Below are 23,937 nucleotides of genomic sequence, written 5' to 3' on the forward strand. Positions count from 1 at the left end.
AACGGAAGACGAACAATGCGTTACTCCGAAGAACCCGTCGTCCGCCTGCGTTCGCTGCGGTCGGTGTCGCTCGGCGTCCCCGATCCCGCTGCGTCCCGCGACTTCTACCACGAGGTGTGGGGACTCTCCACGATCGACGAGGACACCGACCGATTCTGGTTGCGGGCGACCGGATCCGAGCATCACGTCCTGCGACTCGTCGCGCGCGACAGCAATGCGCTCGACCGCATCGCGTTCGCCGTCGCGACGCCCCGCGAGGTCGACGAGGCCGCGAGGCGGCTCGAGAAGCTCGGCATCCCGCTGCTCACCCCGCCCGGCCCGATCGACGACGCCGGCGGTGGCTACGGCCTTCAGCTGATCGACCCGGAGGGCCGCTGCATCGAGCTCTCCGCGGACACGCACGCCGTCGTGCAGTCCGAACCCGCAGGGCGACGGGCGATTCCGCGCAAGATCGCACACGTCGTCCTCAACACCACCGAAATCGACCGGATCGCCGACTTCTACGTCGAGGTGCTCGGCATGCGGATCTCCGACTGGTCCGAGCATCAGATGGCCTTCCTGCGCTGCAACTCCGATCATCACGTGATCGCGCTCAACCGCGCGGAGTGGCCGTCGATCAACCACGTCGCGTACGAGATGCAGAGCCTCGACCACTTCATGCGCGGCGTCGGCAGCCTCAAGCGGCACGGGATCGACCCGCAGTGGGGGCCCGGCCGTCACGGTCCGGGCGACAACACCTTCTCGTACTTCACCGATCCCGCCGGGCTCGTGTGCGAGTACACGTCCGAGGTCGCGCAGATCGACGAGGACGCGTGGCTGTGCCGGACGTGGAAGCGCACCCCCGAACTGTCGGACCAGTGGGGGACCGCGGGCCCGCCCACCACGGCGGTGCGCGGCGCGATGGCCGGCGTCGCCGACCTCGGCCGTCGCGGCGAGGTGGTCGCGGGCATCGACGACTACTTCGTCGGGTCGGCGCCGTGACGGACCCGGCCTCGGAGACCGCGACCCGGTGGGTCTCGCGCGACGGGATCGCCGTCGACGTGCGCGGCGACGGTGTGCCCGTCGTGCTGCTGCACGGGATCGGCGGGAGCGCGCGCTCGTGCGCCGCGCTCGCGGAACTGGTCACCGCCGACGGCTTTCGTACGTACTGCTGGGACGCGCCGGGCTACGGCGACTCTCTGGACCCCGAACCGGGTCTCGACCACGCCGACGCGCTGCTGGGTCTGTTCGACGAACTCGGCATCGTCAGCGCGCACGTCGTCGGGACATCGTGGGGCGGGGTGATCGGGGCCGCGGCCGCGATCACGGCACCCGAACGGCTCCGTTCGCTCGTCCTCGCCGACAGCACGCGTGGCTCGGGCGTCTCGGACGACAAGGCGTCCGGGATGCTCTCCCGTGTCGAGGAACTCGGCCGGCTCGGCGCACCCGCGTTCGCCGCGGCACGGGCGTCACGGCTGGTCTCGCCCCGCTGCGACAGCGTCGTCGCAGCGGCGGTCGAGACCGACATGGCGCGTGTCCGGATCCCCGGGTACGCCGCTGCCGCCGGATACATGGCGCGTACGGATCTCGGGCCGGCGCTGCACCGCATCACCGCCCCGACGCTGGTCGTCGTGGGGGAGGACGACATCGTCACGGGCGTCGCCGAATCGCGGCTGCTCGCGGACACGATTCCCGGTGCGCGTTTCGCGACGATCCTCGCCGCGGGACACGCGGCGGTGCAGGAGCGGCCCGAGGCGATGGCGGCGCACGTGCTGCCGCTGCTGGCGGGGGTGGAGTCGTGAGCAGGCTCGTCGTCGTCACCGGCGCGGGCCGTGGCCTGGGATACGGGATCGCGCAGCGGCTCGCCGAGGCGGGGGACCGCGTCGTGATCGCCGAACTGCGAGCGGAGAACGCCGCTGCGGCCGAGGAGCGGCTGCGCGCGGAGGGCCACGACGTCACCGCCGTCGTCACCGACATCGCCGATCGCGACTCGGTCGTCGCGCTCGCGGAGCGCGTCGCCGAACTCGGCGGCGCCGACGCTCTCGTCAACAACGCCGCGCTCGCGGACGGCGTCGGCGGCGACACCTTCTGGGAGCTCGACGAGGCGGGATTCGAGCGCGTGATGCGGGTGAACACCTACGGCACGTGGCTCGTGAGCAAGCACCTCTTCGGTCAGCTCGCGCAGCGTTCGCGCGGGGCGATCGTCAACATCGCCTCGGACGCCGCGCTGTACGGCTCGCCGCGGCTCGTGCACTACGTCGGGTCGAAGGGCGCCGTCGTCGCGATGACGCGGTCGATGGCACGTGACGCGGGACCGCACGGTGTCCGCGTCAACGCCGTCGCGCCGGGCCTCACGCGGGTCGAGGCCACCGAATCCGTTCCCGCGTCGAGGTATGCGCTCTACGCCGACAATCAGGTGCTGGGGCGGGAGCAGACCCCGGACGACGTCTCGGGTGTCGTGCAGTTCCTGCTGTCCGGCGCCGCCGACTACATCACCGGCCAGACCCTCGTGGTCGACGGTGGCTTCGTGATGAACTGAGGAAGGGACCGACATGGATCTGAGGCTGGCCGGGCGCACCGTGATCGTCACGGGCGCGAGCTCGGGAGTGGGCCTCGCGACGGCGCGCATGCTCCTCGCGGAGGGCGCGCACGTCGCGGGGTGTGCGCGCGAGATCGGGCGGCTGCGCGCGGCGTTCGAGGGAATCGGCGATCCCGCGGCGCTGCATCTCGCGACCTGCGACGTGACCGACCGCGAGTCGGTCGAGCAGTTCGTCGCGGGTGTGGTCGAGCGTTTCGGCGGCGTCGACGGACTCGTGTGCAACGCGGGCCGGTCGCTCATGGCGACGCTCCCCGGCACCACGGACGACCAGATCCGGGAGGAGTTCGAGCTCAAGATCTTCGGCTCGTGGAACCTCGTCCGGGCGACGAGAGCCGCACTGGCCGAATCGGAGTCGGGATCGGTCGTCAACGTGAACGCGATCCTCTCGCGCCAGCCCGAGACGAAGCTCGCGGTGACGTCCGCGGCAAGGGCAGCGCTGCTCAACCTCACGCACTCGATGGCCGAGGAACTCGCGGCCGACGGGACCCGCGTCAATTCGGTGCTGCTCGGCCTCGTCGACACCGGCCAGTGGCGGCGCCGGTTCGAGAGTTCCGGAACCGATCTCGACTACGACGACTGGAGCGCCGAGATCGCGGCCGATCGCGGAATCGCACTGGGACGCTTCGGAACCGCCGAGGAGGTCGCGTTCCCCATCCTCACGCTACTCTCACCGCTCGCGGGCTACACCACCGGCAGCTCGATCGACGTCGGCGGCGGCGTCGGCAGATACATCTGACAACCGGGCATCAGGCATCAGGCATCAGGCATCAGGCATGACGCATCAGCACCACGGAGGACGACCATGACATCCAGCGACACCACGAAGGCCGGCGCGGCGAAGGAGCCGACCGGCGGCGACGTGCTGGTCGAGGTCATGCGCCGGCACGGCATCGACACGGCCTTCGGCGTCATCAGCATCCACAACCTTCCACTCGTGGAGGCCGTGGCGCGCGAGCTGAACTTCGTCGAGATGCGGCACGAGGCCGCCGTCGTCAACGCCGCCGACGGGTACGCCCGGGCGTCGGGCAAGATCGGCGTCGCCATCACGAGCACCGGGACGGGCGCCGGCAACGCTGCCGGCTCGATGGTCGAGGCCCTCACGGCGGGCAGCCGCGTGCTGCACGTGACGGGCCAGATCGAGAGCGAGTACCTCGGTTCGTGCCGCGGCGTGATCCACGAGGTGCCCAAGCAGCTGCAGATGCTCGACGCCGTCTCGACCTTCGCGAAGACCATCACCGACGCGAAGGACGTCGAGGCCGATCTCGAAGAGGCGATCGCGCACATCCTCACCGCGCCGAGCGGCCCGGCGAGCGTCGAGTGGCCGTCGGATCTCCAGTACCTCGCACGTCCGCAGGATCAGCGGCCGTACGAGTTCGCGGCCAGCGCAGCGCCCGTCGCGGATCCCGGTGCGATCGCCGAGGCCGCGGCGCTGCTCGCGGCGGCGAAGCGCCCGTTGATCTGGGTCGGCGGCGGCGCCGCCGGTGCGCGGAGCGAACTCACCTCCCTGCTGCACAGGCTCGGCGCCGGGCTGCTCACGAGCAACTCGGGACGCGCGATCGTCCCCGAGGACGACGACCTCGTGCTCGGCAACTTCGGTGCGAATCCCGGTGTCGCGCCGCTGCTCGAGGACGCCGACCTGCTGCTCGCCGTCGGCACGCACTTCCGCTCCAACGAGACCAAGAGCTACCACCTGACGCTGCCCGAGACGCAGATCCAGATCGACGTCGACCCTGCTGCGGTCGGCCGTGTGTACCCCGCGACGGTCGGCCTCATCGGCGACGCCGCGGCCACCCTCGGTGCGCTCGCCGCGGCGGTCACGAGCGTGTCGACGGAGGGAGGCTGGAGCGCGCGCGTCACCGAGACGCGGCATGCGGTCCGCGGCGAACTGACGGAGTTCATCGGCGGCTACGCCGAGATCTGCGAGGGCATCCGGTCCGTCCTGCCCCGCGAGTCGGTCGTCGCCCGCGACGTCACGATTCCGTCGAGCCAGTGGGGAAACCGCCTGCTGCCGTTCTACGAGCGCGAGACCAACATCTTCCCGCTCGGCGGTGGCATCGGCCAGGGACTCGCGATGGGCATCGGAGCCTCGCTCGCGCGCCCCGACGTCCCGACCGTCGTCCTCGCCGGTGACGGCGGGCTCGCGGTGCATCTCGGCGAACTCGCCTCGCTCGGCGGCAGCGGCGCGTGGTGCGTCGTGATCGTCTTCAACGACGGCGGCTACGGCGTCCTCCGGAACATGCAGGAGGCCAACGGCTTCGACCGCGCCGGCGTCGATCTGTTCACGCCCCGCTTCGATCTGCTCGCGGCGTCGTTCGGTATGCCGTACACGCTCGTGCAGGGCGCGGGCGGATTCGAGGAGCAGTTGCGCGAGGCCGTCGAGCGGCGTGGACCCGCCCTGATCGAGGTCGACGTCACCGCGCTCTCGCCCGCCCCCGGCCCGTTCACTCCGCCCGTCCACATCCCGACGCGGAAGGGGTGATCGGATGATGCGGGAGATCCCCGATCGGGGAAGCGAACCCATCGTGTGCGTGCACGATCGTCCCGGCGGCGCACACTGGTTCGCCGAGCAGATCGACACGCTCGGGGCCCGTCCCGTCGAAGTCGAGGACGTCCTCGACATCGACGACGACGCCTCGCTCGCGCGGTGGTTGCGCCACGTGGTCGGTGAGATCGGCTCGGACGCACCGGTTCACGTCCTCGCGACGGGGCCGGCTGCCTACGCGGCCGTCGTGCTCGCCGCCCGCTACCCCGACCTCGTACGGAGCCTGCTGCTCGGTGACCCCCGGATTCCGGGTGACACCGAGGAGTACCGCGACCTGCTGGCCTCGGTGCGGACTCCCACGCTCGTGATCGCGTCCGCCATCGAGGGGGCGTCCGACAGGGAACTCGCAGTCCCGCAGAGCATCGCGGGCGGAATCGACAACGGCGTCTTCGTCGTCATCGACGGCGTCGCGGTCCCGGCCCACCGCGAACGCGGAAGTTCCTTCGACGAATGGGCCACGTCGTTCACCGTCATCGCCGAAGGTCTCGGCGCACTCGAACCCCGTCGACAGGAGAAAGCGGATGCCTGACGTCCAGTACCTCGACGCCAACCAGACCCACCCGGACCCGATCAGCCCGTACGAGGAGAATCTGTCCGGGGCGATCATGGAGGTCTTCGCGACCGGCGTCCACGATCTGCCCGGCCTCGTCGCCGGACTGCGCGATCTCGGCCTCCACGCGCCCGACGGCGGCGACTGGACCGAGGAGAACCTCCGTGCCGAACTGCGCCGACTGGGAGACTGACATGACCACGACGACACCCCCCACCACCGGCCGCCCCACCGCGACGGGCGGCTCGCGCAAGCGCGCCGTCGGCGTCCGCAAGGACATGACGGCAGAGGACCTCGCCGCCAACGGGCTGCGCGACCGCTGGTACCCGATCCTGCCGTCCCACATGATCGGCCGCGGCGAGCTGAAGAAGGTCCGGCGCCTGAACATCGACTGGGTGCTGTTCCGCGACGCGCAGGGAACGCTGCGGATGCTCGAGGATCGCTGCCCGCACCGGAGCGCGCCGCTGTCGGTCGGCCAGCACCTCGGCGACCGGCTCGCGTGCAAGTACCACGGTGTGCAGGTCGACGGCACCGGCACCGTCGTGTCCGTGCCCGGCATGCCGGGCTGCGCGCTCGAAGGCAAGCAGGCGACGGTGTCGCTGCAGGTCGTCGAGGCCGCGGACACGATCTTCGCGTTCGTCCCGCTCACGGCGGACTCGGAGCCGACCCCGTTCGTTCTGCCCGACCGGCTCGCGGACCCCGAGGTGTCGTGGTTCCCGAACTTCGCCGAGTGGGCAGGGCCGTGGCGGTTCTACATGGACAACGTCCTCGACCCGATGCACGGTGCGTTCCTGCACCGCAATTCGCATTCGATGTTCGGCGGCGACACGTCGGCACGGTTCCGGATCCGTGAGACCGATCGGGGCTTCTTCTTCGAGAAGACCGACCAGCGCGGCGTCAACTTCGACTGGGTCGAGTACGTGCGCGGCTCGATGGACTACGTCGATCTCGAGATCCCGTACGCCGACAATGCCGGCCCCGGAGGTGTTTTCGGCATCGTCGGCATGGCGACGCCGATCGACGAGAACAACTCGGCGATCTTCCACTGGCGCACCCGCCGCGTCCAGGGATGGGAGCGCGAGGTGTGGCGGTTCCTGTACCGCACGCGGCTCGAAGCGAAGCACTGGGAGGTGCTCGAACAGGACCGCGAGGTACTCGAGGCGCTCGCCGCCGATGCCGACCTCGAAGAGCATCTGTACCAGCACGATCTCGGCGTCACGCGGATCCGCCGCATCTACCGCGCCGACGCCGGGCGGCAGGCCGCCGTCCTCGCGGGAGAGATGGTGTGAGCGAACCGGATACCGGGACACAGCGGGACACCATGTTGCTCACGGTGTTTCTGCGGCACGACCAGTCGCAGAACATGGAGCAACTCCAGGGCAGGCTCGACGACGCCGACTGGTGGCACGGCTTCCCGCCGGAGGGGTGCGAGGTCGTGTCGTGGGTCGTCGCGATGGGCGTCGGGCAGATCGTCACGCTGCGGCTGCCCGTCGCTCGGCTCGCCGCCGTGAACGTCGAACTCGAGCGTCGTGCGTGGGGCGTCTTCACGACGGAGTTCTATCCGACGTACGACTTCGTCCCGGTGCGCGAGCGGCTCACGCGCGAGTCGGACGCACGGCGGGCGGCGGTGTCGTCGTGACGCGGGTCGGTGCGGAGACGGTGCCGGAGCCGCCGCGTCCCGGGATGTTCAGCAACGCGCGCGTCGTCGGCGATCGGTTCTTCCTGTCGGGGATGCACGCCGGTTCGCCCGACGGCGTCGTGGGTGGCGACGACACGTATCTGCAAGCGGTGGAGGCGTTTCGGCGCGTGCGGGAGCTGACCGAGGCGTGCGGTGCGCACGTCGACGACATCGTCGTGCTGCGGCTCTACCTCACCGACATCGCCGACAAGGGCGACGTCGGCCGGGCGCGCGGCGAGGTGTTCACTGGCGACTTCCCGTGCTCGACGTTGGTCGAGGTGAGTGCCCTGGTCGACCCCGGCCTCACCGTCGAGATCGAAGCCGAAGGAATCGTAGGCGCTTCGGCTCGCCGCCTACCGTTCATGCACAGGTCGGTCGGTGTGGGAAGCGATGTCACCTCGGGATGATCGGCTCACGTGCATGCCTGCTTCCCAGCCCGTGATCGCACCCGACCGATCGATCCGACTCGGAACGACGCGTCGGCAATTCCTCACCTGGTCGGCGCTCGTCGGTGCCGCCGCCGCGACTCCGAGCCTGCTGGGCGCACCGGTCGCGTCCGCGCAGGGCTTCGGTTCGCTCGGAGGTTCCGCCTATCCCTTCACCCTCGGCGTGGCGTCGGGTGATCCCCTGCCCGACGCCGTGGTGATCTGGACCAGACTCGCTCCGGATCCGCTCGAACCCGGTGGCGGCATGCCTGCACTGCCGATCTCGGTTCGGTGGGAGGTCGCCGAGGACGAGCGGTTCGCCGTCGTCGTCGCCGGCGGAAAGGCATGGGCGCACCCCGAATCCGCGCACTCGGTCCACGTCGACGTCCGAGGCCTCGCGCCGCGCCGCACCTACTTCTACCGCTTCCATGCCCTCGGCCACACCAGCGCCGTCGCGCGCACCACGACGCTGCCCGCGATGGCACACCTCGCCTTCGCCTGGGCGTCCTGCCAGGCGTGGCACGACGGCTACTACACGGTGTACGACGACATGGCCGCACAGGATCTCGACGTCGTGTTCCATCTCGGCGACTACATCTACGAGGGCGAGTTGAAGAACACGAGCGTGCGCGACGTGTCGAGGTTGAGCCCCCAGGTGCGCAAGGAGACAGAGGCGCTCGACGACTATCGGCTCCGCTACTCGCTGTACAAGAGCGATCCGTCGCTGCAGGCTGCCCACGCCGTCGCGCCGTGGGTCGTGACGATGGACGACCACGAGGTCGACAACAACTGGGCAGCGTCCGTCTCGCAGGACGACGATGATCCGGTGCAGTTCCTCCAGCGTCGGGCACAGGCGTTCCGGGCGTGGTGGGAGCACACACCGACGCGCATCACCGCACCGACCGGGCCGGACATGACGATCTACCGGCGTATCGGGTTCGGTGATCTCGCCGAGTTCTCGGTGCTCGACACGCGGCAGTATCGCAGCGATCAGGCGAACGGGGACGGCGAGCACGAGCAGAACGAGCAGACGGCCGATCCCGCGCGCACGATCACGGGGCAGGCGCAGGAATCGTGGATTCTCGACGGGCTCGCGGCGTCGCGCGCGACGTGGAACGTGCTCGCCCACCAGACGGTGATGACCGATCTCGCGCGCGAGAACGGTGGTGTTCGCACCGTCGGCATGGACGGCTGGAGCGGGTACGAGGCCTCGCGGCACCGTGTGCTCGGCGGTGCGCGCGAGCGTGGTGTGTCGAACCTGATGTCGATCGTCGGCGACATCCACCGGACGGTCGTCGCCGAGCTGCGGGAGGACTACCGGACACAGAGCCCGGTCGTCGGCGTGGAGATCGCGGGAACGTCCATCGCGTCGGCGAAGGACGGCGAGGACGTCGACGACGCGCACCGTGAGTTCGCGGCCGCCAACCCGAGCATCAAGTTCGGCAACAAGCAGCGCGGGTACGTGCACACCGTCGTCACCCGGGAGCAGTGGCAGTCGACGATGCGGGTGACCGACCGCGTCACCGAGCCCGGGCATCCGACGACGACGCGCGCGATGGTCACCGTTCCGGCGGGACGCCCCGAGATCCAGGTGTAGGCGGCTCCGCGGAGCGCCTACCCCTACACCCACCCGAGGTTGCGGGCCTTGAGGGCTGCTTCGTAGCGGTTGGATGCACCCAGCTTCGCCATCGCGGACGAGAGGTAGTTGCGGGTCGTGCCCGGCGACAGGTGGGCACGACGCGCGATCTGCTCGATCCCCGCGCCATCGAGCGCGTACTCGAGGACGTCCGCCTCCCGAGGCGTGAGGAGCGAATCGCCGGCACTGATCGCCTCCGCCGCGAGCTGCGGGTCGACGTACCGCCCGCCGTCGTGGGCGGTACGAATCGCGTCGGCGAGGGTGGTCGCCGGCGTCGTCTTCGGCAGGAACCCGCGTACCCCCGCCTCGAGCGCGCGCTTGAGGTAGCCGGGACGACCGTGGCTCGTGACGACGAGGATCGCGGCGTCGCGGTCGATCTCCAGCAGATCGGTGGCGGTCTCGATGCCGTCGCGGCCGGGCATCTGCAGGTCGACGAGCGCCACCGCGGGCGGCTCGCCGCCGTCGATGCGCCGCTGCCACAGCCGAGTGAGTTCGGCGCCGCTGTCGACGTGCGCGACGACCTCGATGTCGTCCTCGAGGTCGAGCATCGTCGCCAGCGCGGCCCGGACGAGCGTCTCGTCGTCGGCGAGGAGCACCGGAATCACTCTTGCCTCCGATCGACCGGGGTCGGCCATTCCACCGTGACGACGAACTCGTCGCCGTCGGCCTCGGTCGTCACGGTAGCGCCCACCGCCTGGAGGCGTTCCGCAAGTCCGACGAGTCCCGACGGCGTCGTGCCGCCGGTACGTGCGCCGAGACGGTGAACCCCGTTGTTGCTCAGCCGGATACCGTCGTTCCGCAGTTCGAGGACGGCGGCGGTCGCCGACGAGTGCTTGACGATGTTGGTCGTACCTTCGCGCACGAGCCAGGCCGCGGGCTCGTGCGCGTGGGCGGGAACGTCCGACACGTCGCCCACGACGGTGAGAGTGCACCCGGCCGACGAGAGCAGCGATCGCGCGCCGCGCACCTCGTTCGCGAGGTCGATGTCGCGGTACCCGCGGACGAGCGTCCGCATCTGGTCCATCGATTCGGCCGCGAGCGCGGCGATCTCGTCGAGTTCGGCACCCGCGCGCTCGGTCGCGCCGCGTGAGAGCAACGAACGTGCGAGCTCGCTCTTGACCGAGATCGCGGAGAAACTACGGCCGACGACGTCGTGCAGATCGCGTGAGAACCGCAGCCGCTCCTCGGCGACGCGCAGCCGCGCCTCGATGTCGCCGCGCCGCTCGAGCTCGTCGAGGATCCGCAGGCCCCACAGTGTCAGCAGCATGAGCGCAGTCATGAAGGCTCCCGCGAGGAGCTGGCTCACACCGAGTGCCAGGATCGTCGGCAGATCGCGACCGAAGGCGAGCCCGTAGGCCGCCGCGACGGCCGCCAGCAACCACCACGGGTGCGCGGCGAACGCGCCGACCGCGAGCGCGAAGAGCATCAGTGCGACCCGCCCGGTGACGGCGGCGTCCGAGGTCCCGACGGCAGCGGGAGCCTCGCCGATGCGCGACACGATCGCAGCGACGGCGGTGACGGAGACGAGGACCACGGCGGCGCCTGTGGTGATCACGCGCGCGCGATGGGTCGGCGGGTGTCCCCTGAGTACCGGACGGACGTGCAACGAGAGCGCCGCGGCCAGCCCGGCGACGACGATCCCTGCCCGCGCCCACCAGCTGTCGGCCTGCACGAGCAGGACGATCTCGACGGCGATGAGCGAAACCTGCAGCGTCCACAGGCTGTACAGGCGATACCTGGTGGGCCCGGATTGCCGGGCCCACCAGGTCAGGGGCGAACTCAACCGCGATCGTCCCACCGGAACCGCGTCGTGGTCGCTGCCAGAGCGAGGGCTGCCCATACGCCCAGTGTCGCAAGCGGCTGCAGGCTGTGGGTGAAGGTGGCCGCGAAGTCGAGTGCGGCCTCGGTTTCCGCGACGCCCGCCGAGCGTCCGGTGACGCCGAGCGAGATCAGCTCCGACACCGCAGCGAACGGCGTCCACTCGGCGATCTGCGCGAACCGGTCGGGCAGGACCGCGACGATCGACGACAGTCCGACCATCGAGACGGCCATGATCGGCAGCGACGTGATCTGTGCGGATTCGGCGTTCTTGGTGAATCCCGACGTCGCGAGTGCGAGCAGCGAGAAGACGACGATGCCGCCGACGATCGCGAGGATCGGCAGGACCGGGTTGACGGGGGCGGGTGCGCCGAGGGCGTAGACGACGCCGACGACGACAACCGTGCTCACTGCCGTGAGGAGCGCACCGGGGACGGCGGGCGCCGCCTGGATCTGCCAGTCGGTGGCCTCGCCGGTGCGCAATCGCTTGAGGACGCCTTCACCGCGCCGTGTCGTGATCATCGACAGCATCGAGTAGTACTGCACGAACAGCAGTGCCATGAGGGCGAGCATCTCGATCGTCGTCATCGCGAGCTGTGCTGTCGGGGAGCCGTCTCGTCCGCCGATGAACAGCATGATGAGCGGCAGGCCGATCGGGAACGTCGTTCCCATGACCATGAGCGTCGAATTGCGCCGGAACTGGAGGTATTCGGCCTTCGCGAGCGAAGCCAGCGGACGGCGGCGCGTGGCGGGAGTCTGGTCGGTGAGGGTCATCGGGGGTCTCCGATCGGTTCGAGAACGGATGCGGGCGTGGAGTTGTCGGCGATGTCGAGGAACACCGATTCGAGCGTCGCCGAGCGTGCTTCGAGACCGGGCAGGGCGACCCGGTGGTGATCGGCCCAGTCGAGGAGGATCGAGAGGTGCTTCCGCAGTTCGTGTGTCGTGATGACGACGCGGGCGCCGGGGTCGACGTCGGCGCCGTCGAAACGGGGGAGCGCGATGCCGGGATGCTCGAACGCGATGCGCGCGGGATGATCTCCGACGATCTCGGTCAGGGTGCCGCGGCGGGCGATCTCGCCGCGATGCATGATCGCGATGCGGTCCGCGAGCGTCTCGGCCTCGTCCAGGTAGTGCGTCGTGAGGATCATGGTGACGCCGCCGGCCTTGAGCTCGTCGAGCAGTTGCCATGTGCCACGGCGATTCTCGGGGTCCAGGCCGGTCGTCGGCTCGTCGAGGAACAGCAGCCGCGGCTGCCCGACGAGCGCGCACGCGAGGTCGACGCGCCGCTTCTCACCGCCCGAGAGCGACCCCACGCGCACGTGGGCTCGCTCGGTCATCGCGACCTTGTCGAGGACGTCCGCCGTCGTGGTGGGGTGCGTGCAGGTGCCGCGCCACATCTCGAGGGTCTCCTCGACCGTCAGTTCGGCGGGGAGACCACCCGACTGCAGGACGATGCCGATGTCGGGGCGCACCTCCTTGCGGTCGCGCAGCGGATCGCGGCCGAAGACGCTCACCTCGCCGGAGGTGGGGGCGACGAGACCCTCGAGCATGTCGAAGGTCGACGTCTTGCCCGCGCCGTTGGTGCCGAGCAGCGCGAAGACCTCGCCCTCGGCGACGTCGAAGTCCACTCCGCGCACGGCCTCGAACGCGGACGAACCGCTGCCGTAGACCCGGCGCAGATCCCGCGCGGAGATCACGGTGTCGGATGTCGTGCCTGAAATGTTCATGCCGTCGACTCTGGTCGCTTTCGCGGCGCCGCAGTAGTGTGCCGCGTCAGCGGATCGACTGACATGTGTCATGGGCCGGGCCGTGAGGGCCCGGCCGAATCGCTCAGTCGCGCGAGTCGTGCTCCGGGTCGTCGGTCTCGTCCGGCGCGACGAGAGCGCGTCCGGCTGCACCCTTGTCCGCGAGCGCGTCGAGGAACGAGCGAGCCCAGCGGTCGACGTCGTGCGTGAGCACCTGGCGACGCATCGCCCGCATCCGGCGGCGGCCGTCCTCGCGCGTCTGGTCCATCGCCGAGGTCATCGCGTCCTTGACGTTGTCGAGGTCGTGCGGATTGCACAGGTAGGCCTGACGCAATTCCGCTGCGGCACCGGTGAACTCGCTGAGCACGAGTGACCCGCCCAGATCGCTGCGGCAGGCCACGTACTCCTTCGCGACGAGGTTCATCCCGTCGCGCAGTGGCGTCACGAGCATGACGTCGGCGGCGACGAAGAACGCGATGAGTTCGTCGCGGGGGATCGGCCGATGGAGATAATGGACGACGGGGTGACCGACCTCGCCGTACTCGCCGTTGATGCGCGAGACCGTCTGCTCGATCGAACCACGAAGCCGCACATAGCTTTCGACGCGCTCGCGGCTCGGCGTCGCGAGCTGGACGAGGACGGTGTCGCTCGGGTCGACGCGATCGTCCTGCAGCAGCTCGTACAGCGCTTCGAGCCGGACGTCGATGCCCTTCGTGTAGTCGAGCCGGTCGACGCCGAGCAGGATGTGCTTCGGATTGCCGAGTTCCTTGCGGATCGCCTTCGCGCGATCGCGGATCTTGCGGCTCCGTGCCTGCTCGTCGAGTTCTCCCGAGGCGATCGAGATGGGGAACGCGCCGACCCGGACGGTGCGGAAGCCGACCTGCACGACGCCGAGCTTCGATCGCACGCCGACGGTGCCGCGAGAGGTCTGCTGGCCCGCGAGCCGCCGTGCGAGATAGAGGAAGTTCTGTGCGCCGCCGGGCAGATGGAAGCCGATGAGATCGGCGCCGAGCAGCCCCTCGACGATCTCGGTCCGCCACGGCAACTGCATGAACAGCTCGACCGGCGGGAAGGGAATGTGCAGGAAGAACCCGATCGTGAGGTCGGGACGCAGCATCCGGAGCATCTTGGGGACGAGCTGGAGCTGATAGTCCTGCACCCAGACCGTCGCGCCCTCGGCGGCCGCGGCGGCGGTGGCCTCCGCGAAGCGCCGGTTCACCTCGACGTACGCGTTCCACCAGTCGCGGTGGTACTCGGGGCGCACGATGACGTCGTGGTACAGCGGCCACAGCGTCGCGTTGGAGAAGCCCTCGTAGTAGCGCTCGACCTCGTCGGCGCTGAGCGGGACGGGAAACAGTTCGAGGCCGTCGTCGACCTCGGGTGCGAGATCGGCGTCCGGGACGCCCGCCCAGCCGACCCACGCGCCCTTGTTGTTGCGCAGCAACGGTTCCAGCGCGGTGACGAGGCCGCCCGGGCTGCGCTTCCAGCGCGTCGACCCGTCCGGGAGCCGTTCGAGATCGACGGGAAGCCGATTGGCGACGACGACGAAGTGCGCGTTCGCCGTCACCGCCGCGGTCCCGTCGTCTCGCGAATCGGTCCCGGTGTCCGGTGAATCGGATCCTGCGTCGCTGATCACTTCGTCGCCCCGGCTCTTCGTCACAGCTTTCCTTCGTTCGTGGGAGCGCCGCTGCAGCGCGGCGCAGACCGGCCCGGACGCGTGTCCGGGCCGGCGGCGATCATTCGGCCTTCGCGGCGGGACCGATGCCGAGCATCGACAGCAGCATCCTGCAGTCGTCCGCGTCGGAGGCGTACGCCGCGACGACGCGCTGCGCGCGGGTCGCGGTCTCGTCGGTGACGGGTTCGACGTCGGAGATCTCGTTGTCGGCGGTCTGGGCGGCCATGGTCTTCCTCTCACCCCGGCGAACGGGTTGTTCACGGGTCTCGTCGGATCCGAGCCCTTGCACGACTCTATGAGACTCGGCGGGGGGCGCGCCACTCGCGGTCGGCGCAGGTCAGCGTGGTGGCGCCGCCGCCATGCCCGAGCTGACATACGCTTCGTCCCGTTGCAGCATCCACCGAAAGGACGACCTTCCGATGCCCATTTCGACGATCAACGGAATCTCCCTGAACCATCAGGAGTCGGGGACCGGCGATCTGGTGGTGCTCGTGATGGGCACCGGGAGTCCCGGGCGTGTCTGGGATCTGCACCAGACTCCGGCGCTGACCGCCGCCGGGTATCGCGTCTGCACGTTCGACAATCGGGGGATCGCTCCGTCCGACGAGGGTGCGGGCGGCATCACGATCGAGGACATGGTCGCCGACACCGCGGCGTTGATCGAACACCTCGGTGGCGGCCGCGCGCACGTCGTCGGGACGTCGATGGGTGCCCGCGTGGCGCAGGAACTCGCGCTCGCCTGGCCCGATCTCGTCGCGAAGGTCGTGCTGCTCGCGTCGCACGCGCGCATGGACCGGTTCCAGCTCGTGCTGAGCGAGGGGGAGCGGCAGCTCGCGGACAGCGGCGTGGCACTGCCGCCGAAGTATCAGGCCGCCGTCACGGCGGCACTCAACCTCTCGCCTGCGTCGTTGCGCGACGACCGTGCCGCCCAGGACTGGCTGGATCTGTTCGAGTTCGGTGGCGGAAAGACCTCGCCCGGGGTGCGCGCCCAGCTCGAGATGGACCGGACCTACGACCGCCGCGAGGCGTATCGCGGGATCACGGCGCCGTGCCTGTCCGTCGGGTTCGCCGACGACCGCATGATTCCGCCGTATCTGGCACGCGAGGTCGCCGACGCGGTGCCGGGCGGGCGTTACGTCGAGGTGCCCGACGCCGGGCACTACGGCTATCTCGAGCGGCCCGAGGTCGTGAACCGCATCATTCTGGACTTTCTTCGCGAATGACACCTCTTCTTCGCGAATGACGTTGTGGCCCCGACGCGCGCAGAGGACGAGGGTCGTGTGCGACGGGGTGCCCCTTGCTATCGTGCGCGATGAGTAAGGATAGCCTGAGCTATCTTTGGCACTCCTCGGTCGTCAGCGTCGCCGGTCGAGGGACCACACGACCGCGAGGGGCAGGAACTTCCATGACCGCAACGCCCGCGACGACGGAGCATTTCACCGACGACGACACCGCGCACGTCGTGGATGTCGTCGGGATCGGATTCGGTCCCGCGAACCTCGCACTCGCCATCGCGATCGAGGAGCACGGCGACGCGAACCCGGCGGAACGGCTCTCCGCGGTGTTCCTCGAGCGTCAGCCGTCGTTCGAATGGCACCCGGGCATGCTGCTCGACGGCGCGACGATGCAGATCGCCTTCCCCAAGGACCTCGTGACACTCCGGAACCCGCGTTCGGCGTTCACTTTCTTCTCGTACCTGCACGACCGCGGCCGGCTCGTCGACTTCGTCAACCATCAGACGTTCTTTCCGAGCCGTCACGAGTTCAACGACTACCTGCAGTGGGCGGCGGGCCGCGTCCGTGCCGACGTGCGGTGGAATCGCGAGGTCGTCGCGGTCTCGCCCGTCCGGATCGGGGGTCGCGACGCCTTCGCCGTGACGACGGCCGACGGCGAGCGGTTGCTCGCCCGCAACGTCGCGGTGGGAGCGGGGCTGCGCGAACGCATTCCGGAGTGGGCGACGGCGAGCAGTCGCTGTTTCCACAACCACCGCTTCCTGTTCCACGTCGAATCGATGCCCGAGCCCGTCCACGGCAGGTTCGCCGTCCTCGGCGCCGGCCAGAGTGCGGCGGAGATCGTCCAGTACCTGCACACGCGGTACCCGGAGGCCGAGGTCCACAGCGTCTTCGCGCGGTACGGCTACAGCCCCGCCGACGACAGCCCGTACGCGAACCGGATCTTCGATCCCGAGGCGGTCGACGACTTCTACGGCGCGCCCGATCCGGAGCGCCGCAGACTCCTCGATCTCCACAAGCTCACCAACTACTCGTGCGTCGACATCGACCTCATCAACGAGCTGTACCGCGCCGAGTACCAGGAACGGGTCCGTGGGCAGCGGCGGCTCTTCATGCATCGTGCGTCCGAGATCGTCGGAGTGCGGGAGACGGACACCGCGATCGACGTCGAGGTCCGCAGCACCGTCGACGGCCTCGTCGACTCGCTGACCTGCGACGCGCTGGTCCTGGCCACGGGATTCACGCCCGCGCCGCTCGCCCCGCTCTTCGGCGATCTCGTTCCCGCCGATCACAGCGGCGTCATCGGCCGCGACTACCGCCTCGACCTGCGGCCGGCGACCGATGCGGGCGTCTACCTGCAGGGCGGCACCGAACGGACGCACGGCCTGACCTCGTCGCTGCTGTCGAACGTGGCGATGCGGTCGGGAGATATCCTCGAATCCCTGCTGGCGGACCGGGCTCGCGAAACGAACCGGGACTCCGGAACGACACTTGATAGTGTGAATTCGTCCGACACGTATGCGACAAGTGAGGCCAAATGAGCACGAATCCGTTCGACGACGAGGACGGCCGTTTCTACGTCCTGGTCAACGACGAGGAGCAGTATTCGCTGTGGCCGACGTTCTCCGAGGTCCCCACGGGGTGGCGAGTCGTGTTCGGCGAGGACAGCCGGGCCGCGTGCCTCGAGTACGTCGAGAAGAACTGGACCGACATGCGGCCCAAGAGCCTGCGTGACGCGATGGAGGCGGACGAAGCGGCGCGACGCGCTGCCGACGCCTCCTGACCGACCACACCGAACGGCCGGACCCCTACACGGGGTCCGGCCGTTCGCGTTCGTTCGTGCCCCGTTCAGGGGCCGGGATCGGGTGCGGCATCGAGCGCGGCAGCCGAGGAATCGCCCTCGCCCTTCGGCGTCGCACCGGAGCCGCGGGTGCGCCGCGAGCGTGGTTCGCGCACGACGGTGGGCTTGCGGCGGCGGATGAGGACGGGTCGGCGCAGATCGTCGACGCGGCGCAGAATCCGCGGCCGACGCAGCGTGCGGGCGATCCACTCGCCGAAGGTGACACCGGCCGCGAGCGCGCAGCCCATACCGAACGCCGCGAGCATCGAGGTCAGGCCCACCACGACTTCGTCGTCCAGCAGCGCGTAGAGCCCGCGATACAGCGACAGGCCCGGGAGCAGCGGCGTGATGCCGGCGACCGCGACGATGAGCGGCGGGGTCAGCGCGCGGCGCGCGAGCAGACCGCCGACGAGGCCGACGACCGTCGCCGCCATCGCCGACGCGAACACCGGACCCGCGGCGAGCGTGATGGCGACGGAGTAGACGAGTGCGCCGAGTGCGCCGCCCAGCCACGCCACGCTCAGGGCGCGGCGTTCGACGTAACACGCCAGGGCGTAGAAGAGCGCGGTGAACGCACCGGCGGCGACCATGATCGGCAGCCGGGCCAGGCCGACGACCTCGACGTTCGTCGGCGGCAGCGTCGAACCGAACATCCCCATGATCCGCAGCGAGATCGCGACACCCGCGATGATGCCGCCCGTCATCATGACGAGCTCGAAGAATCTCGCGGCGGCCGTCACCGGGGCCCCCGTGATCGCGTCCTCGACGGAACCCACGAGCGACAGCCCCGACAACAGCACGATGACGCCCGCCGCGATGATCTGCGACGGTCTGATCTCGATGCCGAGCTGGTCCTGGAAGGTGTAGAGGGTCGCCGCGGGAGCCGCGGCGATGATGCCGCCCATCACCTGCTGGAAGAAGAAGGGCAGACCCCAGCGGTTGAGGACACGGTTCGTCCGGTCGATGACCGCCGTCGTGAGGAAGGCGACCGAGGCGACGAGGAGATCGCCGCCGAGCAGGATCGACACCGACGCCGCCATCGCCGACCACGCGAACGTCGCGATCCACCGGTGATAGGGGTGCGGGGCCGTCGTGATCTCGGTGAGCGCTTCGTGCGCTTCCTTCGGCGTGATCATCTCGCGACGGATCCGCCGGGTGAGCCTGTCCACGGCCGACAGTCGCGTGAAGTCCATCGAGCGGTAGTGGACGGTGCGCATCGTCGACGCGGGCGGCAGCGTCGGGCCGCGATAGGCCGACAGCCGGATCGAGTTGTACGTGACGTCGACGTCGGTCTGCGCGAGACCGTACGTCGCGGCGACGAACGACACCTGTTCGGCGGTGTCCATCGCGGCCGTACCCGACGCGAGATACACCTCGCCGACACGCACCGCGAGGTCGAGCACCTCGGTGACGCGGGGGTCGTCGGTCAGGTCGATCGGCTGCAGCGGAGCCGGCGCGGACGTGACCGTGTCGATCGTCGCGCGCCGGTCGCCGGTCAACCGGTCGAAGAACTGGGCGAGAGTCGTCATACGGCGCGGCGAGCCGTGTACGAGCGGGGCCTCGTCCGCTGCGAGCGCACCCGGAAATCGGGGGGACCGGAAACGACCATGCCTCTACGGTAGGGCACCGCGAACAGGTCGCGTACCGGTGTCCTCCCGGCCGCCGCGACGGCGGTCGTCGGGGTGGTGACGACGCTCGATTATGATGGCTCCGCACGCCTCCTTAGCTCAGTGGTAGAGCACTCGCCTTGTAAGCGAAAGGTCGTCGGTTCAATCCCGACAGGGGGCTCGGAACGAGAAGGCCGCTACCAGCACGAATCTCGGTAGCGGCCTTCTCTGTCAGCTCTCTCCGGACGCCGGATTGTCACGGATTGTCACGGATTGTCACAACTCGCTGCACACTCGCGGCAGTGGTGGTCAGGGCCTCGTTCTGCGAGTGCACGTACGTCCTCATGGTGAACGCCGGATCGGAGTGTCCGAGCCACGCCGCGACGACGACGATCGGCACCGCCTGCATGTGCATCATCGTCCCGCACGTGTGCCGTGCGTCGTGCAGCCGAATGCGGTCGAGGCCGACGCTCTCCACCTGGCCGACCGGCCACTTTCGCGGTCCCGACGTGGTGTCGTTTCCACTGCTCGGTGTCACCTGTCTGTGCCTCCGGCCTGCGGGTTCCTCTATCCGAGACCGGGATTGCCGGGACTGCGACACGGAATGGGTCGCAACGCGCCGTGCCGGAGACGGGTCTGTCTCACACGCGTCCTCGACGCCACGTCCAGACGCACCAGACGATCCCCGCTACCGCTACTACGGGGAGCACCTGCCTCACCCTCTCCATCGTGACAAGCCGGTGGTACTGCTCACTCGACAGGAATTGCATTCCCTGCGCGTTGTCCGGGGTGGACAGATCCCACCAGAAACTCCTCATTCCGCTCACTGCATGGGGCCAGGCAGTGAAAGCACCCACCGCCGCGACGGCCGCGAGGCACGTAACGGGAAAGGCCACCCAGAACCAAGGAAACCCAGGGTTCCGCTCGAGTCGTGCGCGCCTCGGCAAGACCACACGCGCGACCAATACCACGACTCCGAGGGCAAGAAACAGCAACCACGCCACGGCGCAACGGTAGTGGTTTCACTCCCTGCCCAAGCCGCGAATGCCGTGGAGAACTCGAGCCAGCAGCTCGGAACGAACACGCAGTACGGGATTGCCGATCAGCGAGCCCCCCGCCAGAGCCCCGAGTCCGGGCGTCGCGGTGGACAATTGATCAGGTGAGCTTTGAACTCAGGCACCGCAGCGCGGCGCTACGGCGAGATCCTGGGACCCGCGTTGCGTGGTTCGGGTCCGTCACCGTTCGAGGATCGGTGAACGGAATCCGAGAAGCATGGATATGGTTCGGGTGTGCCCGAGATTGCCAGCCGGCGTCGCACCCAACCACCACCGCCTCGCTTTGTCTTCGAAGCCCTCACCAACCCTGAGCGTGACCCCGTTCGTCCGTGGCTGATCCTGCACAACGACGAACAACGTCCCACGATCGCCGAAGTGGTGGAACCGAACCTCGTCGTCTGGACGTCGATCTGGCCGTGGCGCCCGGATGCCCGGATCCGCTTCGACATCACGGGCCCACCACGCGGCAGCGCTACTCTGTGCTGGACATTGATCGTCGATGAACCAGTCCCGGACAGGGAAACGACCGTCCGCATGCGCAAGCGAGTGAATGAACTCATCAACGCGAATCTGCGCTTCACGTTCGGTCAGTAGTCGGCCGATCGAGGATCGGCTAGCGGGATCGCCCTGAATCACCTGGGTTCGATGCCGCTTCCTTCTGAGTCAGGAGGGATGAGCACAAACCACGATTCGTTCCGCGGACGGCGTCCGGGCGCGAGATCTGCTCAGCCGCCAGTTCAGCGCGCAGGAACCCGACCGGGTCTGGGTGACCGACTTCGCGCGAGACCTGAATCAGCAGGTGAGGCCGAATCTTTCCCTCTGGCCAGGGCCGCGAGTACGGTTCGATCCCGACAGGGGGCTCCGGCGACAGCGAGGGGCCTCGCTTCCCGACCGGAAGCGAGGCCCCTCGTCGTTTCTCGTGTCAGCTCACGTGGGTGCCGCCGGCGGTCCTGCGGCGGTACAGCCCGACGGCGGCGTCGACGACGAGGAACACGACGAGGCTGATGCCGAGCAGCGGCACGAACCAGCCGATGGCGATCGCGCCGATCACCAACCCGACGACTGCCGCGGGATGCAGCCGTCGCACCGCACCTCGGGCCGGTGCGCGCCCGACGATCCGGTCGCCCCTCGTCGGGCGCCGCCGCCACCACAGGACGTAGCCACGGACGATCACCGTCGCGAGCGCGACTGCGAGCGCGAGCAGGACGAGCTGATTCACGATCCCGAACAGCATGCCCATGTGCAGCTGGATGCCCCACGCCGTGAGCTTCGCCGGGAGCGGCCAGTCGGCGAACCACGACGCGTCGGTGATCTGGCCGGTCGCGCCGTCGACCGCGACCGAGTCGTTCGACATCACCCACGGCCTGCGGATCTCGGCGACGGTGAACGCCGTCGCGTCGTCGGACGGGATGCTCACCTCCACCGGCCCGTCGACGCCTGCGCCGCGTGCCGAGGCGAGCGCGGTGTCGACCTCGTCGACGCGGGGCGTTCCGGTGGACGTCGCGGCGCCGCCGTGACTTCCGTGCCCGGCGTGCTCGTCGGCGGCGCTGCCCGCGCCGCCGAGCGCTGTCGCCACGGTCGGGGTCTGCCACGACAGTGCCGAGCGCACCTCGGCGACGTTCGCGCCGGCGTAGGCCGACCACATCAGACCGGTCGCGGACAGGAACAGCAGGCCGGTCGCGATCCAGAGGCCCACGACGCCGTGCCATTCGACGGTGCGGTTGCGGCCCTTCGTGGTGCGGTCGACGGCGAGAATCGAGGTCTTCTTCGGCGAGCGCCGACGACGGTCGAACCACAGGTACAGCCCGCCGAGCGCGACGAGCCACAGCCACGACGCCGCGAGTTCGCTGTAGATGCGGCCCGGTTCGCCGAGATGCAGGTGCCGGTGCAACTCGCTGATCCAGGTGCGGAGGGGAAGCGCGCCGCTGCTCCCGTACACGGTGAGTTCGCCGATCGGCTGCGCGGTGGCCGGATCGACGAACACCGACAGGCGCTCGGAGTCGCCGAGCGACGGGTCGTCGAACAGCACGCGGGTCGTGTCGCCGGGCTCGGCGGCCGGCTGCACGGCCGAAACCGTGAGATCGGGCCGTTCGGCCGCCGCCGCGGCGATCTGCTCCGACACGGGACGTGGATCGCCGGGTGTGTCGACTTGGAGGTAGTCGCGGTAGACGATCTGCTCGAGGGTCGGGGCGACCGCGTACAGGCCGCCGCTGATCGTCGCGATCAGCAGGAACGGCGCGATGAGAATGCCCGCGTAGAAGTGCAGGCGCAGGAAGAAGGGCCGGGCGGTGCGGGGTGGTGTCGGGGGCCCGGGCGGCGGTGATGCGCCGGCGTCCGGGATGGAGACATGCGAAAGAGACACGGGTGTACTCGATTCGTGAAGACAGGTGGGGACGGCGCGCGAGCTCGTCGCCCGTGCGCTGTCAGTGAAGTGAGGAGATGCCGAGCGGGAAGGCGCTCGGCACGAATCGAGGGGGACCGCGCGTCGTGATCGCGTCGGCGAGGAGCCGCCGACGATGGACGCCACCTTCCGTCGCGGGCGCGACGACCCACAGCGGCGTGGGGGAGGAGAGAACTCCGACGACGGCGTGCACCAGGCGCCGGACCCGTGATGCCAGGGCGGCGGCGGCGTTCTCGGCGGCGAGCACGACGATCGTGCACACCGCGATCGCGGCGAGGTGGGCGCCGAGCATCGCCGCGCCGGTGCCGGACGCCCCGTGACCGCCGTGACCGCCGTGGCCGACGAGGCTCAGCGCACCGTGAGCGAGCAGCTGACCGCTCGCGAGCGCCGACACGAGAAAGGGGACGCGGTGACGCGCGACGGGAAACGCCGCGACGAGCGTCCCGATCCCGGCGCACACCGCGAGCAGGAGGGTGACGGCGCTCTGGTTCGGCGGTTCACCACCGCCCGCCGCACCGTGTGCGGCGATACCGACCGCCCCCGAGAGTGCACCCACGGCGCCGCCGCGCACCCGGGCGGCGATCGGCGGCGGCTGCATGCGCGACACGATACAGCCGCGCGCAGATCCCCTCGACCTGCGGTGTAGCAGGCTCTACGGAGCCGGCACGACCGGTGCGTCGGCGTTCCGGTCGGGCACTGTCGCACCGTTCGGGAAGGTGCACACCGTGCCGTCGCACACCGGGGTGTTCGCTTCGGCCTCGCCCTGCAGGTTCTCATCGTGCACCGACTGGCAGTAGTCGCTGTAGCCCGTGACGGTGCCGTCCGACCAGTAGGTCTCGATCGGGCCGAGTCCCATCTGGCAGCCCACGATCGTGGGTTCGGCGGCCTGCGGCGTCGGAGCGGGCTCGGTCGCGACCTCGCTCGTCACCGGGGGAGCGGTGGTCGTCTCGGGTGCGGTGGTGGTCGTCGGCGGGGCCGTCGTGGTCGCACTCGGCGTGGTCGTCTCGGCGGGTGTGTCCGAGTCGCCCGAACACCCGGCGATCGGCCCGATCGCCGCGACGATTCCGATGAGGAGAACAGCGACACGACGGCGCCGCCCGTGACGTCCCATGATCGGGACTCTACGGGCGGCGCCAGACGGTGCGGGTGGGTTTC

26 protein-coding genes and 1 tRNA gene are annotated in these 23,937 nt (G+C 69.5%); 16 read left to right on the plus strand and 11 right to left on the minus strand.

Features of this window, described 5'->3' with window-relative positions; all coding sequences use genetic code 11:
- The first annotated feature begins 15 nt into the window (after positions 1-15).
- The 11 genes from RR1_RS10655 to RR1_RS10705 all read left to right on the plus strand — a co-directional run bounded on the left by RR1_RS10655 (position 16) and on the right by RR1_RS10705 (position 9,370).
- Positions 16-981, plus strand: coding sequence for a VOC family protein (locus RR1_RS10655; RefSeq protein WP_010840301.1), 966 nt, complete (start codon positions 16-18; stop codon positions 979-981).
- Positions 978-1,781 carry an alpha/beta fold hydrolase gene (locus RR1_RS10660; RefSeq protein ID WP_010840300.1) on the plus strand — a complete coding sequence of 268 codons (804 nt, stop codon included), beginning with the start codon at positions 978-980 and terminating at the stop codon, positions 1,779-1,781. The genes RR1_RS10655 and RR1_RS10660 overlap by 4 nt, the downstream gene beginning before the upstream one ends.
- Positions 1,778-2,518, plus strand: a complete 741-nt coding sequence (locus RR1_RS10665) for an SDR family oxidoreductase (protein ID WP_010840299.1) — start codon at positions 1,778-1,780, stop codon at positions 2,516-2,518. The genes RR1_RS10660 and RR1_RS10665 overlap by 4 nt, the downstream gene beginning before the upstream one ends.
- 13 nt (positions 2,519-2,531) lie before the next feature.
- Complete coding sequence (locus RR1_RS10670; protein ID WP_010840298.1) at positions 2,532-3,314, plus strand: SDR family oxidoreductase; 783 nt, start codon at positions 2,532-2,534, stop codon at positions 3,312-3,314.
- Positions 3,315-3,380: 66 nt separating this feature from the next.
- Positions 3,381-5,057: a thiamine pyrophosphate-binding protein gene (locus tag RR1_RS10675; protein ID WP_010840297.1), complete on the plus strand. Its 1,677-nt coding sequence runs from the start codon at positions 3,381-3,383 to the stop codon at positions 5,055-5,057.
- A gap of 4 nt (positions 5,058-5,061) precedes the next feature.
- Complete coding sequence (locus RR1_RS10680) at positions 5,062-5,649, plus strand: hypothetical protein (protein WP_010840296.1); 588 nt, start codon at positions 5,062-5,064, stop codon at positions 5,647-5,649.
- Complete coding sequence (locus RR1_RS10685; RefSeq protein WP_010840295.1) at positions 5,642-5,863, plus strand: recombinase-like helix-turn-helix domain-containing protein; 222 nt, start codon at positions 5,642-5,644, stop codon at positions 5,861-5,863. Before RR1_RS10680 ends, RR1_RS10685 begins: the two co-directional genes overlap by 8 nt.
- Before the next feature lies 1 nt (position 5,864).
- Positions 5,865-6,959 carry a Rieske 2Fe-2S domain-containing protein gene (locus RR1_RS10690; RefSeq protein ID WP_010840294.1) on the plus strand — a complete coding sequence of 365 codons (1,095 nt, stop codon included), beginning with the start codon at positions 5,865-5,867 and terminating at the stop codon, positions 6,957-6,959.
- Positions 6,960-6,991: 32 nt separating this feature from the next.
- A complete protein-coding gene (locus tag RR1_RS10695; RefSeq protein WP_040775464.1) occupies positions 6,992-7,309 on the plus strand; it encodes a hypothetical protein in 318 nt (105 codons plus the stop codon).
- Entirely contained in the window at positions 7,306-7,755 is a 450-nt protein-coding gene (locus RR1_RS10700) for a RidA family protein (RefSeq protein WP_010840292.1), read from the plus strand. The genes RR1_RS10695 and RR1_RS10700 overlap by 4 nt, the downstream gene beginning before the upstream one ends.
- A 13-nt stretch (positions 7,756-7,768) precedes the next feature.
- Positions 7,769-9,370 carry an alkaline phosphatase D family protein gene (locus RR1_RS10705; protein ID WP_040775462.1) on the plus strand — a complete coding sequence of 534 codons (1,602 nt, stop codon included), beginning with the start codon at positions 7,769-7,771 and terminating at the stop codon, positions 9,368-9,370.
- Between the two features lie 23 nt (positions 9,371-9,393).
- Here the strand turns inward: RR1_RS10705 and RR1_RS10710 are convergent, their stop codons facing one another.
- From RR1_RS10710 to RR1_RS22305, 6 genes are all read right to left on the minus strand, one after another.
- Positions 9,394-10,014 (minus strand): response regulator transcription factor, encoded by a 621-nt coding sequence (locus tag RR1_RS10710; RefSeq protein ID WP_174555421.1) that lies wholly within the window; start codon positions 10,012-10,014, stop codon positions 9,394-9,396.
- Positions 10,011-11,192 carry a sensor histidine kinase gene (locus RR1_RS10715; RefSeq protein ID WP_051111338.1) on the minus strand — a complete coding sequence of 394 codons (1,182 nt, stop codon included), beginning with the start codon at positions 11,190-11,192 and terminating at the stop codon, positions 10,011-10,013. Before RR1_RS10715 ends, RR1_RS10710 begins: the two co-directional genes overlap by 4 nt.
- Positions 11,189-12,001, minus strand: a complete 813-nt coding sequence (locus RR1_RS10720; protein WP_010840288.1) for an ABC transporter permease — start codon at positions 11,999-12,001, stop codon at positions 11,189-11,191. Before RR1_RS10720 ends, RR1_RS10715 begins: the two co-directional genes overlap by 4 nt.
- Complete coding sequence (locus RR1_RS10725; RefSeq protein WP_040775460.1) at positions 11,998-12,954, minus strand: ABC transporter ATP-binding protein; 957 nt, start codon at positions 12,952-12,954, stop codon at positions 11,998-12,000. Before RR1_RS10725 ends, RR1_RS10720 begins: the two co-directional genes overlap by 4 nt.
- A gap of 103 nt (positions 12,955-13,057) precedes the next feature.
- Positions 13,058-14,539: an alpha,alpha-trehalose-phosphate synthase (UDP-forming) gene (locus RR1_RS10730; RefSeq protein ID WP_040775552.1), complete on the minus strand. Its 1,482-nt coding sequence runs from the start codon at positions 14,537-14,539 to the stop codon at positions 13,058-13,060.
- A gap of 169 nt (positions 14,540-14,708) precedes the next feature.
- Positions 14,709-14,873: a hypothetical protein gene (locus RR1_RS22305; RefSeq protein WP_010840285.1), complete on the minus strand. Its 165-nt coding sequence runs from the start codon at positions 14,871-14,873 to the stop codon at positions 14,709-14,711.
- A 193-nt stretch (positions 14,874-15,066) separates the two neighbouring features.
- On the opposite strand from RR1_RS22305, the gene RR1_RS10735 reads away from it, so the two are divergent.
- The 3 genes from RR1_RS10735 to RR1_RS10745 all read left to right on the plus strand — a co-directional run bounded on the left by RR1_RS10735 (position 15,067) and on the right by RR1_RS10745 (position 17,662).
- Positions 15,067-15,870: an alpha/beta fold hydrolase gene (locus tag RR1_RS10735; protein ID WP_010840284.1), complete on the plus strand. Its 804-nt coding sequence runs from the start codon at positions 15,067-15,069 to the stop codon at positions 15,868-15,870.
- A 182-nt stretch (positions 15,871-16,052) separates the two neighbouring features.
- The gene (locus RR1_RS10740) at positions 16,053-17,420 is read left to right on the plus strand and encodes a lysine N(6)-hydroxylase/L-ornithine N(5)-oxygenase family protein (protein ID WP_010840283.1); all 1,368 of its coding nucleotides are present in this window, start codon (positions 16,053-16,055) and stop codon (positions 17,418-17,420) included.
- Positions 17,417-17,662 carry an MbtH family protein gene (locus tag RR1_RS10745; RefSeq protein WP_010840282.1) on the plus strand — a complete coding sequence of 82 codons (246 nt, stop codon included), beginning with the start codon at positions 17,417-17,419 and terminating at the stop codon, positions 17,660-17,662. Before RR1_RS10740 ends, RR1_RS10745 begins: the two co-directional genes overlap by 4 nt.
- 65 nt (positions 17,663-17,727) lie before the next feature.
- Here the strand turns inward: RR1_RS10745 and RR1_RS10750 are convergent, their stop codons facing one another.
- Positions 17,728-19,248, minus strand: a complete 1,521-nt coding sequence (locus RR1_RS10750) for a threonine/serine exporter family protein (protein ID WP_010840281.1) — start codon at positions 19,246-19,248, stop codon at positions 17,728-17,730.
- Positions 19,249-19,435: 187 nt separating this feature from the next.
- Between RR1_RS10750 and RR1_RS10755 the strand changes: the two genes are divergently transcribed.
- Positions 19,436-19,507, plus strand: a tRNA-Thr gene (locus tag RR1_RS10755).
- A 75-nt stretch (positions 19,508-19,582) separates the two neighbouring features.
- Here RR1_RS10755 and RR1_RS23110 read toward each other — a convergent pair.
- A complete protein-coding gene (locus RR1_RS23110; protein ID WP_040775458.1) occupies positions 19,583-19,804 on the minus strand; it encodes a tyrosine-type recombinase/integrase in 222 nt (73 codons plus the stop codon).
- A gap of 811 nt (positions 19,805-20,615) precedes the next feature.
- Here RR1_RS23110 and RR1_RS10770 point away from each other — a divergent pair.
- Positions 20,616-20,975, plus strand: coding sequence for a hypothetical protein (locus RR1_RS10770; RefSeq protein ID WP_010840278.1), 360 nt, complete (start codon positions 20,616-20,618; stop codon positions 20,973-20,975).
- A 328-nt stretch (positions 20,976-21,303) separates the two neighbouring features.
- On the opposite strand, the gene RR1_RS10775 is transcribed toward RR1_RS10770, so the two are convergent.
- From RR1_RS10775 to RR1_RS21940, 3 genes are all read right to left on the minus strand, one after another.
- Complete coding sequence (locus tag RR1_RS10775; protein ID WP_010840277.1) at positions 21,304-22,743, minus strand: PepSY-associated TM helix domain-containing protein; 1,440 nt, start codon at positions 22,741-22,743, stop codon at positions 21,304-21,306.
- A gap of 61 nt (positions 22,744-22,804) precedes the next feature.
- The gene (locus RR1_RS10780) at positions 22,805-23,380 is read right to left on the minus strand and encodes a hypothetical protein (RefSeq protein ID WP_010840276.1); all 576 of its coding nucleotides are present in this window, start codon (positions 23,378-23,380) and stop codon (positions 22,805-22,807) included.
- Between the two features lie 54 nt (positions 23,381-23,434).
- Entirely contained in the window at positions 23,435-23,893 is a 459-nt protein-coding gene (locus tag RR1_RS21940; protein WP_040775455.1) for a hypothetical protein, read from the minus strand.
- Positions 23,894-23,937 lie beyond the last annotated feature (44 nt).

Source organism: Rhodococcus rhodnii NBRC 100604 (assembly GCF_001894925.1).
Classification (GTDB): domain Bacteria; phylum Actinomycetota; class Actinomycetes; order Mycobacteriales; family Mycobacteriaceae; genus Rhodococcus_F; species Rhodococcus_F rhodnii.

What these genes read in the sequence shown, in the direction of transcription:
- RR1_RS10655 (WP_010840301.1), top strand. Translation starts at nt 16, where the DNA reads ATGCGTTACTCCGAAGAACCCGTCGTCCGCCTGCGTTCGCTGCGGTCG.
- RR1_RS10670 (WP_010840298.1), top strand. Translation starts at nt 2,532, where the DNA reads ATGGATCTGAGGCTGGCCGGGCGCACCGTGATCGTCACGGGCGCGAGC.
- RR1_RS10675 (WP_010840297.1), top strand. Translation starts at nt 3,381, where the DNA reads ATGACATCCAGCGACACCACGAAGGCCGGCGCGGCGAAGGAGCCGACC.
- RR1_RS10680 (WP_010840296.1), top strand. Translation starts at nt 5,062, where the DNA reads ATGATGCGGGAGATCCCCGATCGGGGAAGCGAACCCATCGTGTGCGTG.
- RR1_RS10685 (WP_010840295.1), top strand. Translation starts at nt 5,642, where the DNA reads ATGCCTGACGTCCAGTACCTCGACGCCAACCAGACCCACCCGGACCCG.
- RR1_RS10690 (WP_010840294.1), top strand. Translation starts at nt 5,865, where the DNA reads ATGACCACGACGACACCCCCCACCACCGGCCGCCCCACCGCGACGGGC.
- RR1_RS10695 (WP_040775464.1), top strand. Translation starts at nt 6,992, where the DNA reads ATGTTGCTCACGGTGTTTCTGCGGCACGACCAGTCGCAGAACATGGAG.
- RR1_RS10705 (WP_040775462.1), top strand. Translation starts at nt 7,769, where the DNA reads ATGCCTGCTTCCCAGCCCGTGATCGCACCCGACCGATCGATCCGACTC.
- RR1_RS10720 (WP_010840288.1), bottom strand. Translation starts at nt 12,001, where the DNA reads ATGACCCTCACCGACCAGACTCCCGCCACGCGCCGCCGTCCGCTGGCT.
- RR1_RS10725 (WP_040775460.1), bottom strand. Translation starts at nt 12,954, where the DNA reads ATGAACATTTCAGGCACGACATCCGACACCGTGATCTCCGCGCGGGAT.
- RR1_RS22305 (WP_010840285.1), bottom strand. Translation starts at nt 14,873, where the DNA reads ATGGCCGCCCAGACCGCCGACAACGAGATCTCCGACGTCGAACCCGTC.
- RR1_RS10735 (WP_010840284.1), top strand. Translation starts at nt 15,067, where the DNA reads ATGCCCATTTCGACGATCAACGGAATCTCCCTGAACCATCAGGAGTCG.
- RR1_RS10740 (WP_010840283.1), top strand. Translation starts at nt 16,053, where the DNA reads ATGACCGCAACGCCCGCGACGACGGAGCATTTCACCGACGACGACACC.
- RR1_RS10745 (WP_010840282.1), top strand. Translation starts at nt 17,417, where the DNA reads ATGAGCACGAATCCGTTCGACGACGAGGACGGCCGTTTCTACGTCCTG.
- RR1_RS10750 (WP_010840281.1), bottom strand. Translation starts at nt 19,248, where the DNA reads ATGACGACTCTCGCCCAGTTCTTCGACCGGTTGACCGGCGACCGGCGC.
- RR1_RS10780 (WP_010840276.1), bottom strand. Translation starts at nt 23,380, where the DNA reads ATGCAGCCGCCGCCGATCGCCGCCCGGGTGCGCGGCGGCGCCGTGGGT.
- RR1_RS21940 (WP_040775455.1), bottom strand. Translation starts at nt 23,893, where the DNA reads ATGGGACGTCACGGGCGGCGCCGTCGTGTCGCTGTTCTCCTCATCGGA.